10 protein-coding genes are annotated in these 13167 nt (G+C 55.0%); 3 read left to right on the top strand and 7 right to left on the bottom strand.

What is annotated here, in order from left to right; all coding sequences use genetic code 11:
• The coding region (locus tag KHU33_RS10190; protein ID WP_211462734.1) for a hypothetical protein at window positions 1–1175 on the bottom strand (1175 nt) is incomplete at its 3' end.
• Window positions 1176–1212: 37 nt separating this feature from the next.
• The gene (locus KHU33_RS10185) at window positions 1213–2514 is read right to left on the bottom strand and encodes a tyrosine-type recombinase/integrase (RefSeq protein ID WP_211462733.1); all 1302 of its coding nucleotides are present in this window, start codon (window positions 2512–2514) and stop codon (window positions 1213–1215) included.
• A 459-nt stretch (window positions 2515–2973) separates the two neighbouring features.
• Here KHU33_RS10185 and KHU33_RS10180 point away from each other — a divergent pair, with 459 nt between their 5' ends.
• Together KHU33_RS10180 and KHU33_RS10175 are read left to right on the top strand one after the other, a co-directional pair.
• A complete protein-coding gene (locus KHU33_RS10180; protein ID WP_211462732.1) occupies window positions 2974–3843 on the top strand; it encodes an AraC family transcriptional regulator in 870 nt (289 codons plus the stop codon).
• A 20-nt stretch (window positions 3844–3863) separates the two neighbouring features.
• On the top strand, window positions 3864–4223 hold the full coding sequence (locus tag KHU33_RS10175) for a nuclear transport factor 2 family protein (RefSeq protein WP_211462731.1): 360 nt from the start codon (window positions 3864–3866) through the stop codon (window positions 4221–4223).
• 961 nt (window positions 4224–5184) lie between these two features.
• Here KHU33_RS10175 and KHU33_RS10170 read toward each other — a convergent pair.
• The 4 genes from KHU33_RS10170 to KHU33_RS10155 all read right to left on the bottom strand — a co-directional run bounded on the left by KHU33_RS10170 (window position 5185) and on the right by KHU33_RS10155 (window position 11326).
• Entirely contained in the window at window positions 5185–6891 is a 1707-nt protein-coding gene (locus KHU33_RS10170) for an RICIN domain-containing protein (protein WP_211462730.1), read from the bottom strand.
• Window positions 6892–7174: 283 nt separating this feature from the next.
• Window positions 7175–9220 carry a DUF6055 domain-containing protein gene (locus KHU33_RS10165; RefSeq protein WP_211462729.1) on the bottom strand — a complete coding sequence of 682 codons (2046 nt, stop codon included), beginning with the start codon at window positions 9218–9220 and terminating at the stop codon, window positions 7175–7177.
• Window positions 9221–9409: 189 nt separating this feature from the next.
• Window positions 9410–9943: a right-handed parallel beta-helix repeat-containing protein gene (locus tag KHU33_RS10160; protein WP_211462728.1), complete on the bottom strand. Its 534-nt coding sequence runs from the start codon at window positions 9941–9943 to the stop codon at window positions 9410–9412.
• A 222-nt stretch (window positions 9944–10165) separates the two neighbouring features.
• Window positions 10166–11326 carry an alpha-hydroxy acid oxidase gene (locus KHU33_RS10155; RefSeq protein WP_211462727.1) on the bottom strand — a complete coding sequence of 387 codons (1161 nt, stop codon included), beginning with the start codon at window positions 11324–11326 and terminating at the stop codon, window positions 10166–10168.
• A gap of 99 nt (window positions 11327–11425) precedes the next feature.
• On the opposite strand from KHU33_RS10155, the gene KHU33_RS10150 reads away from it, so the two are divergent.
• Window positions 11426–12253 carry an IclR family transcriptional regulator gene (locus KHU33_RS10150; protein WP_211462726.1) on the top strand — a complete coding sequence of 276 codons (828 nt, stop codon included), beginning with the start codon at window positions 11426–11428 and terminating at the stop codon, window positions 12251–12253.
• 4 nt (window positions 12254–12257) lie between these two features.
• On the opposite strand, the gene dapA is transcribed toward KHU33_RS10150, so the two are convergent.
• Entirely contained in the window at window positions 12258–13163 is a 906-nt protein-coding gene (dapA, locus tag KHU33_RS10145) for a 4-hydroxy-tetrahydrodipicolinate synthase (RefSeq protein ID WP_211462725.1), read from the bottom strand.
• Window positions 13164–13167 lie beyond the last annotated feature (4 nt).

The following is a 13167-nucleotide window of genomic DNA, read 5'->3' as shown; positions in this document are numbered from 1 at the left end:
CAAAATGTGGCACCTCCATTTCCAGCGCGTCCGTGGTGTGTAATTGCCTCCTTTGTCCATTCCGCCTCTGTCAGATTTTTTTTCCATTTTTTTGCATCCCAACCACTAAGACCGTCAAATGCCGCTGCAATGTCAGGGGTCGACAAACCAATAGGCTGGCCATTCTTGGCCTTAGTCGTAGCCGAGATAGGTACAAATTTTTGTGGAGTAGTCCAGGGGCCAGCTTTCTCATCAACAGTTGAAGGGATCAGCTTGGTCTCAGGCAAGCTATCTATCAACGCTTTTAAGTTAAAACCCATCACGAATAAATCATCAAACTTTATTCTGATTTTTTCTTCGCCATATTTCAATCCGGTTTGGGCGTTCTGCGCTCCTGTTTTCCATATAGCTGTCTTCTCTACAAAAAATCTTTGAGAAGAATCAGAAATTGCAACCTGTTTGATGTACTCATTAGATGAGCGTGGATTCGCGTAAAAAATGTTGTTACCATCAATCCGATAGCCGGCCTCGAAACAATTTTCCAAAACCTCTTTATGCACATCGATTTTTTGGCAGTTTAGTCGGCTCAATATCAGCATATTGGGAGTGGAAAGGTCCGTACGTTTTCCGAACTCTTCATGGCGCCAAGGATATATAGATGTGGCAAATATTTGATCTACATGATTTTGCATTTCATGAGCGGCGCATATTGATGCAGTTATCTTGACTTCATCAGAAATAGGGACAAGCAGAATCAAGCCGCCACCTATTGCGTGATGCAACAAATCCCGCTCTGCAATCCCTGTCAATTCGGCGGCCTCTGTTAAGCGATAATACGGCTTATTTAAAATGCACCCGTCTTGGTTCAGCGAAATTTCTCTTGGCAGCACACCTGAGCCGCAAACATCCATCAGTTGCATATGTGCCGGATCGGGCATCTTTTGTATGGCTGCAGTTATCCTTAACTGCCGCTCTTCTGCGACTATCTTTTCCGGCTTTTCCTTCTCATCCATCTGCCGATGGGCTTCCTCACGTGTTATTTCGCCGCCATGCAATTGCCGCAATATCTCAGGATCAAATTTTTTGATGAGTGGTGGTAAAACGGCTCTCGTGCACTCGATCCATCCAATGGGAGGACACTTGACCTCTGGTATTGGCTCGTACCAATTCTTGGTTTCGGTTTCGGCATCAATCAATGTTGTCTCGTTCGGTCAATATGAAATAACAAAGATTCTAACAAGATAATTTCAAATTAGACGCTTCATTTATAGGCGCAAATTTAATTCCAGCCTGCTCTAATATCCATATTTCGATCTTGTCATGCCACATACGCAGGAGATCCAGTGGCCGGCGGCGATAGTGCTTCTCGGCTATCGCACTTGGCTTGTGCCCTTGAATTTGCGCAACGACACCTACGGGAACCTCGCACCACTCAGACAGCGTACCGAATGAGCGGCGCAGGCCGTGCAAGGTCAAATGAGGCAGGCCAGCGGCGGCAAGTGCTTGATTATGCGCTATACGCGGTTCAGCTATCTTCCCATCCTCAGCGCCCAGGCTGCTGAACACCCATTCATTGCGACGCGGGAGCGCAGCCAACAATGACGATAGATATGGCGTCAGCGGAATGACCCGACCAGCATCCTCTATCTTGTCGGCCAGCGATAGGCTGCGCCACTGAAAATCCACGTCAGTCCACTTCAGTGCGGCCATCTCCTCTCGACGCGGGCCGGAGAGCAACAGAGCTTGCAGGTAAGCACTGATAACGGGATTGTCTAGCTTGCGCACAGCATCGAACCAGGCGGGCAACTGCTCTCGTTGCAAGCAGTCGCCGTCCTTCGGCTTTACCTTCGGCACAGCGTCTTTAACACTACGAACCTTGTAAACATCCGTAGGAATGGTGCTGCGATACTCGTCAGTATCTGCTGCCCACCTGATAAATGCTCGCAGCAACCGATATGCCAATGCCGCCATCGTGGCACGGTCGGCGGTGTGAGACTCCAACCATTCCGTGATATACGCACTGGTAAGGTCAGCCAGTTTTAACGGGCGTAAGGATGCAAGCGGACCTGCCATCGTCACCCCCTTGCCACGTTTCTTTGGCACACCGCCTTCGCTCGCCAGATTCTCATGATCCTGATAGTGACGGTCACTCCAGTGCGGCTTGCGCGCCTTCAAGTAGGCTTCCCAGGCAACAGCAAAAGTTACATCTTGGCGACGTGCTTCTGCTTTCCGAGCTATGCTAGCGACACGCTGATCAGCTCGGACCTCCCTGGGATCTTTTCCCTCATCAACCATACGCTGCAAACGACGTGCTTCCCCTTGCGCTTTATCGATAGGCCAGCTTTTAGGGTCACCAATGGTCACGCGCACAGTACTGCCGTGAATCTTCGCTTGGAAGATGTATGCCTTAGCGCCGGCCGCCGTCGCGCGCAGGCCCAGGCCAGGTGTCTTTTCGTCCCATAGGAAAGATTGCGATTTTCCAGCTAGACAACTATGACCTTCTATTCGTGCTATCGTGAAATTGACCTTTGCCACCGCTGCTCCCTTTAGACTTGGTTACACGAATTCATGTAAGCTTCATGTAACCAAATTATCGGATATTCAATCAATACAGGTCAACACAACAATCAGAGAAAATCAGAAATCTCTCTATGAAAAATAAAATACCTTGAATCATATAAACGCAAATCAACACAAAGAAACGCAAATTCTTGCGGACTGTTAATCCGCAGGTCCCTGGTTCGAGTCCAGGTCGGGGAGCCAAGATTCCAAGGGGCCACATGCAAATGTGGCCCCTTTTCTTTTGTCCCGAGATTCTGCAATTCCTCACGACCACCTTGACGTCAATCTCGTGGCGCGCAACTACCAGGTTCGCCTCCGCTCCGCCCCGATATTCAAGACTACACATCGGCTGTCATGCTGATCAAAATCGAGCACAAAATATCAAAACCCCGGATTTAAATCCTTTTATCATTCGTCCACTAAGGAGAACTGATGAATTATCTCGATCAAATTCAACGCGGCGTCGACTATATCGAAGCCAATCTTGAGCAGCCAATTTCCATCAGCGCCGTGGCAAGCGGAGCCGGGCTGAGCCGATGGCATTTTCAACGCATATTTAAAGGACTGACAGGCGATACCGTCAAGGACTACATCCGCTCAAGAAGACTCGGGAAAGCGCTCGATCAATTATTGAACAGCGACAAAAAAATCATCGACATCGCAATGGAAGCGGATTTCGAAAGTCAGGAGAGCTTTACGCGAGCGTTTAAATCGGCGTTTGATACTACGCCGGCCGAATTTCGCAAAGCAGGAAAGAGGCGCCCATTCCCCCAAAAGATAAAGTTCGATCAAGACTACCTTGAACACATCAACAAGAGGATGAATACCGTTCCCGAAATTTATGTGCAAAAAGAAATGCACCTTGTGGGGCTAAGAACAAGTTTCTTTGGCACGGACTCAGAGAAAAACAATATCGGCGAAAAGCTCCCGCCGCTATGGCAGCAATTCGTTTCACGGCTGCCCGAGATCAAGAACAGGGTTGGCGGCACCTGCTACGGCATCGTCAGGCAGATAGCAGAGAACAGCGATGAACTGGAATATTTTTGCGCGATTGAAGTGACTGCGCTCACGGATATCCCGGACGGCATGCTGGCGATTGAAAACCCGGCATGCACCTATGCCAGATTTACGCACAAAGGCGCCGTCAATTTGATTGACAGCACCATCAACTATATTTACTCGACCTGGCTGCCGCGCAGCGGGAGAAGACACTCCAATGCGGCCGATCTGGAGTTCTATGGCGCGGACTATAACCCCAGCTCGAATGAATCGATCATGCACTATGCCATTCCAATAAATTGATCACGACAGGAGCAGCAAACATGAACGCAGATCTTGAAAAGACATGGGAAAAATATACCTCTGCCTGGAAAATGACAAACAGGGCGGATCGGCTGGCGGCATTCTCAGAGGTACTCGCCGATAACGCCGTTTACACAGACCCACTGGTGCGAGCGACATCATGGGATGAGCTCATCAATTACATGGAGAATTTGCGTCAACAGATTCCCAGCGCTTATTTCGTCACGACCTATTTCATGTCGCACCATCAAAAAAGCATCGCCAACTGGGAAATGAAAACGCAAGAGAACATAACGATCGGCACCGGGATCAGTTATGGCGAGTATGACGATCGGGGCAAGCTCATCAGCATGAATGGTTTTTTTGAGAATAACTCTTGAGCTTTACATGTAGTGGTCGCGACCTGATCTGACAGTTACCCGGTTTGAAGCCTGCGACTGTCAGGTCAAATTCAGACTGAGCAAAAGGCTCCGATTTGAGTTGCCCAATTTTTACACCACCAGCAAAAGCACGGTTATAGGCAGAAATTGTCTGACGAACTTTACCGCTGGTCTCATTTATCGCTTCCTCATCGTGACATTTAACAGCCATCATTCCTCGATAGCCTGTCGCACTATCCAGCGCAGCACTACAGAAGGATTCAAGAGAAGCGGCCTAATCTATTGATGTTTCGGGCCGGCGGCAATCTGACCAAGCGGTTATTACTGATGATTCCATGTATTTACCCGAAATATTGGCAAATTCCGGCTAGCGGCGGCACCGAGTGAGTCCCTGGCATCGAAAGCAGATCCACCGTTTGGATCTGCTCCGCAAAACGAAACTGCCCTCGTCCGCCATTACCTCTCCTTGATGATGCGCACAGAACCTCTTGCCGGTGACTTTAGCCACCGCCGCCGTGTACGACACCAGAAGGTCATTGCGAGGAATTGCACTCATTGCGGACTCGCCGCTTTTTGCGTTCATATTGTGCAAGTCTGTTTTAGGCATATTTATTTGGGTAAGCTGCTGAGTGCATCACTGGCCGTCATCTTCTAACTTTATGAAGGACAATAAATGCACTTATCCCCTATCAAAAATAATAAATAATGCCAAAGCAAACACCAATCAGATAATTCTGAAATGCACGTAAGAATTTCCTGGCACAGGGCAGATAATCATAGTGTTCATTGCTTTGTTCATAGATAAGACATCGCCATAGCAATAGCTCAGAGTTAAAGGACTTCAGACACTTTTCCAGAAACTTGGATACTCACCGGCTAGATTAACTTGCATACGGCCTTTCGCAAGTCGGGTTGCAATACCCCGTCGACAAACATCCTGACGGGGAGGCTTTATCGCAATTCACTGCCCGATGTTGGCCTGCGGTCCGAACGTCTGATTGGCGACGGTCGAAGGATCCGCGGGTATCACAGACTTGATCGCCTGGACGGCTGAACCGGATCCCTGAATGTTCGACATCACCGTCGGATTGAGGAGGAAGTCCGAAGCTTTCCCGTTATCGTCAACGTTAGCCACGCAGTCACGCCCCAACACTGAATTGCAAGTGTTGTTGGCTCTGGCAATATTGCCGCTGACTGGAGCGAAATTCCAGTTGGAATTCGTGTCGGTTTTGTTTGCGGTAGTGTCCATGATGGGGAAGAAATAATCTCCCTGCGCGTAGTAGTTACCCTCAACCAGGATAGACACAACATTGGTGCTACTTAGTCCGCCTGTGAAGTATTCCGTCGAATCGTAATAGTTGTTCACTATATGGATGATGCCCGTACTCGCGGCCGATGACGGTTTACCTGTTTCGGGACCACGCCCGGAGGTGTTGTGGAATCGATTGCCCGCCAATGTGATGGTCTGATTCGCCCCATTGAGCAGCATGGTCCAGTAGGCTCTGCCGTTGCACCAATGCCCGTAGTCCGAGGTTCCATCGAAGTAGTTGCCTGAAATGTCCACGTTTTTCGCGGGACCCCAGCCCGCCACGATCATTTGGCGGCCGATGCGGGCGAAGTAGTTGTGGTCGATCCACACTTGGCTGGCGTTATCCATGGTGATGGCATCGGCAGCCCAGATAACGCCGTCGTTCATATCGGTGAGCGACAGATTGCGTATGATGATGTTCGAGACGCCGCCGTGGAGAGCCAATCCTTTTCCCATGATTCCCGAGTTCACGCCGACGCCGATCACCGTCTTGTTGGACCCCACCAGTAGCGGTGTCTTTCCGGCGGCGTCATAGGTGATGTTATGGGTAGACTTGCCCGAGCAGTAGTTCGCGTAGTTCAAGATCTGCTCCGATTTTCCATTGACCGAGCAGCTATTTGCCGAATACGTGCAACCCAGTTCTGTCCTAGTACCTTCCGTGTTGCGGAAATTGAGGATTCCGGAAATGCGGATGATGCGGGGAGCGCTGTCGGTGCACACGCCATTGCTGGCGGTGGCGCACAGGGCCGATGCAAGATCCGCCGCCTTCGTCACCGTTACCACGGGGCCTCCCGCGCCTCCGGTCGTCCCGGCGCCGAACCCGATCGGACCCGTCGACGTACTGCCGCTCCCGCTGGTCACCATCCATTGCTGATTTGTGTTGCCTGTGGCTGTCCACTGATGAACAGCGCCGGTACTGCTGCCCGGATCTTCATCAAGATACAACCCGCTCGCCACTGAAGTGATGTTGGCGTATCCATTCGCCGCATCTTTGAATTGCCACTTTTGCCATGCCCCGCCACCACACCCCCACTGTTGGATCGCCGTACCCGTCGCAGTTGATGCCCCGGGGTCATCCAGACACAAGCCGCTACCGACGTTGATCAATTGATAGGCGCCATTGGCATCCGCCACAGCCTTCCATTGCTGGAAAGAGGAACTACTGCACGCTTGACCCTGCGCCTTGGCGCCACCGCCCGCGCTCGAACCGGTTACGCTGAGACAATCACCGGTCCCCCCATTCTTGAGTGTGATGATCGAACCGTTTCCGACCGTCGCCGCAACGGCATCTGGCGCTCCAAAAAAAGGAATAATAAAACCAATGGACAACAAATTGGTCCAGACGAAATATTTTCGCACGACAAAGTCCTTGTAGTTATTAAGTAGAAGTTTCGGGGATATGTTGCTTGATTAAGCCACCTCCGATAAATCCGGAGGTGGCTTGATTGATCGCCTCCTTTCCGCGCTTTGGCGTGCACGCCGCATGGCATTTGCAGTCCCATCTCGTGTGACTCATCAGGTTCGCGGGAACGACGGAGCGTCAGGAGGCCGCTTGCAGCTACTTTACTTATCCACAAAAACGCCATGAATCATTTTTAAAGGCGCCCCTTATCGTTGCGCTTCATACCAACCGGCGTGGCCATCACGGCCGCCAGACCGGCCGGGCCTTCGTGTTAATGTCGGTCGCCGAGCCCACGGTTGACGTTACATCCACGAATCCGGACCGGTTTCCGGAACCGAGATTCAGACCGGTCCCGCGATACTCGACGTCGCCGTAGAGGTTCAGCGTGCTGGATGCGACCTGGCCCGCCTCAAAGAAACCCAGCGGATAGAAGGTGGTGCGCACTTGGGCGGATCCGGACACCGTGAAGGCGTTGTTGTTGTAGCTAAAGTCGCTGCCGGTCTCGCCGATGACGCTGAGCCCCCCCACTGTTCCACCTGTCACCGAACCGTTTGCGACGATGGCCTGATCTTCGATTCGTGCTTTTCCAGAAGCCGCGCCACCGGGAAGAACCGTGGCATACGGCCCGACGTACACGGATGCGGGCGTGCTGGACGGAGCGCAGCCGCCGCCATTGGCATGACGCACCGTGCCAGAGGGACAGGCGTCAAGCTGTCCGTTCTGAAAGCCCTGGGGCCAGGCGTTCGCCAGTTCGATCATGTAGGGGTAGCGCCAGATTGTGGCGTAATCCTGTTCGGCGACGATCGTCTGGAAAACCGCAGGCGTGGCCGTCACGACCATGAACAGCGGCTCGCCGGCGTTGACCGCGAAGGTCAAATTGCCGTTCTGGCCCTTCTGCAATTTGCTATAGCGTGCCGCCGTGAACTGCGAGTTGGTCGCCACCAGACCCCAGCGGTAGTCGGCGTCGGAGCCCGACTGGTTCACGCCGCGGAACTTGACGGTGACCGTGGTGGCGCCGCTGACCGGATAAAGGCGGACCACGTTGTAGCCAAAGCGCTGCGGCGCGCCATAGTACGGAGACACGAAATGGTGGTTGGAAGCCCAGTTGGAGTCAAGAGCCTCCAGGGGCATCAGCCGATGCATGCGCTCGGCCTTGTCGGTTTGCGTGATGTTGCCGTAGGCACTGCGAAAGGCTTCGGGCGAGGTCTTGTAATCCCACACCACGTTGTGCATGGCCCAGTCACCGAAGAAGTCGTTGAGCTGGGAAACGCTCCATCCACGTGATTTCTGGATGTTGGCGAAGGGGTCGGCACCGGCGGTGGTGAAGATCTGGTTGACCGCAGCAGGGCTCTGCTTGTCCTTGAGGTACTCCAGGAACTGCCAGTTGCAGTATTTGTCGCGGGTAGACCCGAGGTACATGTGCGGGGCGTTAGCCAGCATTTCGGAGCAGTGGACGTTGTTCTGGTACTCCGGGAGCTGGTGCGCCGTGTAGTTGGCGTGGGTTTCGCCGATCCCTCCGCAGGTGTCCGAGTCCGGGCAGCTCAGCCCCCCGTGGTATGCCCACCAGTATTGCCAGGTGTGGGTGAACTCGTGGGTCAGGCCCCAATGGTCTTGCAGGGCTCCCGGTCCGATCCACATGCCAATCCGGTCCGCCGCCCAGCCCCCGCCGATCAGGCCGTCGGTGGAGTGGATGTGGATCGAGGGCTTGATCTTGTTGGCCGTGTTGAAGAACGGCTCGGGCATGAACAAGTTGGAATTGAACAGGTTCTGCCACACGATGTTCTCCAGCGTATTCGCCGCTGTGGTGAGGTCGGCATCGGAGATCGCCTCGTCGGAATAGAAGGCAAAGTGCGCCGATTCCTTGACCAGAGTGTAGTAGGATCGGTCGGGGGAAGGGCCACCGGCCACCCAGGTGCCGGCCGTGGTGGCGGGCTTGGTTGTGGCGCGTGCCGAGGCCCAAGCGGTCGTTGTGGTGCCGGTATCGACTGCGCTTGTCGGTGTCGGCGCCAACGGACCAATCGCACAGGACTTTACTGTTCCCGGGATCGGATCGCCAAAGGTCGCGTTCGTGCACGCCACATTGCCCGAAAGACTCTTGGTGACCCACTTGTCGCTGGCCCCGTACGAAACCGAGTGCGTGCTTGCTCCGACAACACAGGTTGCCCTCTCAGTTGCGCATTGCGTATAGCCGCTGGGCCAGTCGGCAGCGAAGGTTTGTGTAGCGGCGCTACAGGCCAGCATCGCGGTGACGCCAGCGATCAGCATCTTGTGAAATACGTGTGTCACGTCTATCCCTTTTTTAAGTGTAGTAATTGGTATTTGATGCCTCGGGCGCCGTCCGGCAAGGTCGCACTGAGGTTATGGAGTTCGCAAGGACCACTGCTGCCCTTTACTGCCGTTAAAGTGCGATAACAGGACCGATGCGCCGCTCACTTTCGAATTGCGGCTAACGGAGAGACACGAACCTGCCACGCTTTAGCTGTTCTTGACAGTCAGCCCGTCCACCCCTTTTACATGCAGCCCTTCAGAGGTATTGCACACCTCCACATTGGAGATGGTGATGCGGCTGCCGGTTTTGTTGGTCGCAAAGAAAAAAATACCCAGCGAATCGTGGTAGCCGTTATTGGGATCGAATACCACGCCGCGCGGGATGCGGCCGTCCACCACTAAGCTATCGACCGTAATGTCGTGCATGGCGTCAGCCGTGGTGACGTTGATCAGCGGCCAGTTGTACACCGTGTCCGGGCCTTGAATCAGGATCGACGCGCCTTGTCCTTTGAGAATGAGGTTGTTTCCTAGAGCCAGGGTTTTGGTTAACGTCCAGGTTCCTGCCGCAAGCGTCACTTTGCCACCGCCCGAGCTGACTACTTGATCGACTTTGGATTGGATGTCTTGTCCTGGCGACACCGTCAAATCCAGTGCTTGTGCGTGTGCTGCCGATAAAAACATGGTGATGGGCAGAATTTGCTTTGCGAACTTTTTCGCTGCCCTCATCTTTTCATTCTTCATCGTGCCATCCCTATGGTACAAGCATGTTTTCGACATATTCGGGGCAAGCCGCCGATCGTATTGCTGCCCGTCGTGCTCATCAGAATGACAATAAATACAAATATTCCCATGCGGCAACATTAAACAATGTCAAAGCAAATACCAATCAGGCAATCCCCAAATGCAGGTAAGCCTTTCCTTACCTAAGCGGTACCCCTGCCAAGAACATGTACAAGTACCCAGCTAGACATCAGCCCCGCGCGCCGACGCCTCGCGCTCGACAAATACCGGCCCTAAATCGCCGATCCGCTGACATCCCAACAGCCGCATCGCAATGCGCATCTCGTCCATCATCAACGCAAGCACCTCGCTAGCGCCGGCACCGCCACGAGAAGCTACGCCATACAGCGGCGCCCGCCCAAGCAAAACCCCTCGCGCTCCTAGAGCAACGGCTTTCAACGCATCGCTGCCTCGCCGCACCCCGCCATCAATAAAAATCTCCATCTGATCGCCGACGGCATCAGCAATCTGCGGCAACAGCTCCAGCGACGCAAACGTGCTTCCCAGCTGCCGTCCGCCATGATTCGACACCACTATTCCATCCGCGCCATGCGCAACAGCCAGCATCGCATCGTCAACACCCTGCACGCCCTTGATGATCAACTTGCCGTTCCAGTGCCGCCGCACCCACGCAAGGTCTGCCCAGCCCAGCGTCAAATCCATCTGCCGGCTAAGCATGGCGGCATGCCGCGACAGATCGGCGCGCTCGCCGCTACTCTTCGCGATATTCTTCAACTGCGGCGAGCCATGCCGCGCCATCTGCCAGCACCAATGCGGATGTGTCAGGCAATCGGCGATCAGCTTGCGCGATAGCCGCAACGGCAGTTTGAAACCATTGCGGCTGTCGTGATCGCGCTTGCCGTGAACCGGGACATCGACGGTGAGAACCAGCGTTGAATAAGCTGCGGCGCTCGCCCGGCGCATCAAATCCTCCGCGATGCCCCGCTCCTGCTGCACATACAGTTGCATCCACAGCTCGCCTTTCGGAGCAGCCGCGCGCACGTCCTCAAGCAGCGAAGTCGAAGCGGTCGACAACACGAACGGCAAACCCGCCTGGCTCGCGGCCTGCGCAAGCAGTTCATCGGCGCGCGGCCAGAAGAGGCCGTTGAGCCCGGTCGGGCCGACGATCATCGGCGCTGCCGCCTCGTATCCAAAGAAACGTGCCGCGGTCGAACAGCTGGAAACGTCGGTCAGCACGCGGGGCTTGAATAGCCATTGCCGATACGCCGCGCCATTTCGCCGCAACGCGTCGCCGTCTTCGGCGCCACCGTCAAGATAGTCGAATGCCAGGCGCGGCAGCCGTCGACGGGCGGCAAGCCGGTAATCAGCGACACAGGAAAACATGCACTCTCCACGGTATATAAATTGCTTCAATCTGGCGGTTCGATTGCATTACAATCAAAATAACCGTTATCCGATGATTTCAAAATCCACACAACCATCATGACCAACCGCACCACAGGCAACCTCAAGAAACCACGCGATTCCGCAGTTGCCCGCTCATCGCTTTTTGTCGGATCGACTGAAAAGGCGTTCCAGGTGCTGCACGCTTTCGACGGCCCGATTCGCCACATGACGCTGGTCGATATTGCACGCGCCTCCGGGCTCGACCGCAGCGCCACGCAGCGCCTGGTCCACACGCTCGAAGCGCTCGGCTACCTCTACCGCGTGCCCGAAACGCGCAACTACGGCCTGACGCCGAAAGTGCTGCAGTTTTCGTACAACTACGTGCGCGCCAACGAACTCATCGACCGCGCTTCGCCGTATCTCCTGGACATCAGCCGGCGCCTCGGCGAAACCACGAATCTGCTGGAACTCGACGGCCAGGACATCGTGTTCGTCGCCCGCTTTCCAGGGCAGCATCTGGTGAACATCGACATCGTTGTCGGCGCACGCTTGCCGGCCATGTTCACCGCATCGGGCATCGCCATCCTCTCGCGCCTCTCCGACGAACGCGTGCGCGAAATCCTCGCGCAAACGCGGCTGGAACCGATCACGCACTACACCGAAACCAATCCCGACAAGCTGCTGGCGCGCGTGCGCGCAGTGGCTCGCCGGGGTTACGCAGTGATCGAAAACGAAACCGTGCTTGGCGACATTTCCGTCGCCGCGCCGATCACCGATCACAGCGGCGTCGCGGTGGCGGCAATCAACATCTCGGTGCCTACCTCGCGCTGGACGCTGGAACGGGTGGAAGCCGAACTCGCCCAACATGTGCAGGTCGCCGCGACCTCGATTTCGAAAGCGCGGCTGTCAAGCTATTCGCGCTGAACCTTTAGTGTCCGGCGCCAAACGCTTCAAGCTGCTTCGACAGCTCGACGCGCAAACGTGCCGACAACTCCGGCGCCGCCGGCCGCAGCGGCGCCAGCATGGCGGGCGCATGCACGCCGATCAAATCCATCACCGATTTCATCGGCCCGGGATTTGTCTCGGCAAACGCCAGATTCATCAACGGAATCAACGAGCGATGCAGGGCCAGCGCTTCCTGCGTCTTGCCATCGGCGGCGAGTTGATAAATGGCGCGCCACGCGGTCGGCAATAGAGTAGCCGTGACGACAATGCCGCCGCGCGCACCCGCCGCCACATGCAGCGGAAACAGCGTATCTTCGCCGCTCAGCACGGAAAACGATGCGTCGACGCCGGCCACCGTGCGTAGAAAATGCCACATGTCCGTGTTGCACGCCTTCATGCCGATAATCCGCTCGTGCTTCGACAACTCGTGCAGCACTTCGGGCGCGATTGCGATGCGGGTGCGGTAAGGGATCTCATAGATCAGGATAGGCAACGGCGATTCGTCGGCGTAACGCATGAAGTAATCGCGGATGCCGTCTTGCGTCGGATTCGTGTAGTAAGGTGTCAGCACCAGCAAGCCGTCAGCGCCGGCGGCGGCGAAATCTTTGCCCGCCTGCATCGCGTCGTGATAACCGGGATCGAGTACGCCTGCCACCACAGGAATTGTTCCTGCCGCTTCCTTGACGGTGATCTCTGCCATGCAGATGCGCTCGGTCCGCGAAAGCGCGCCATACTCGCCGGTGCCGCCCAGCGGCACAACGCCGTCCACGCCTTGCTTGAGCAGATAACGCATCAGCGCGCGCGCGGCCTCGGCGTTGATGGTGTCGTCGGAATTGACGGGGGTCGGAATGGCTGGCAAGACGCCGCGCAGTTGTTGAGCTGAAAGCATGAAA

Source organism: Collimonas silvisoli (assembly GCF_018305005.1).
Taxonomy (GTDB): Bacteria; Pseudomonadota; Gammaproteobacteria; order Burkholderiales; family Burkholderiaceae_D; genus Collimonas; species Collimonas silvisoli.
The sequence above is the reverse complement of the archived record's forward strand: the minus strand, read 5'-3'. Positions and strand labels throughout refer to the sequence as shown.

What these genes read in the sequence shown, in the direction of transcription:
- KHU33_RS10180 (WP_211462732.1), top strand. Translation starts at nt 2,974, where the DNA reads ATGAATTATCTCGATCAAATTCAACGCGGCGTCGACTATATCGAAGCC.
- dapA (WP_211462725.1), bottom strand. Translation starts at nt 13,163, where the DNA reads ATGCTTTCAGCTCAACAACTGCGCGGCGTCTTGCCAGCCATTCCGACC.
- KHU33_RS10155 (WP_211462727.1), bottom strand. Translation starts at nt 11,326, where the DNA reads ATGTTTTCCTGTGTCGCTGATTACCGGCTTGCCGCCCGTCGACGGCTG.
- KHU33_RS10175 (WP_211462731.1), top strand. Translation starts at nt 3,864, where the DNA reads ATGAACGCAGATCTTGAAAAGACATGGGAAAAATATACCTCTGCCTGG.
- KHU33_RS10160 (WP_211462728.1), bottom strand. Translation starts at nt 9,943, where the DNA reads ATGAAGAATGAAAAGATGAGGGCAGCGAAAAAGTTCGCAAAGCAAATT.
- KHU33_RS10150 (WP_211462726.1), top strand. Translation starts at nt 11,426, where the DNA reads ATGACCAACCGCACCACAGGCAACCTCAAGAAACCACGCGATTCCGCA.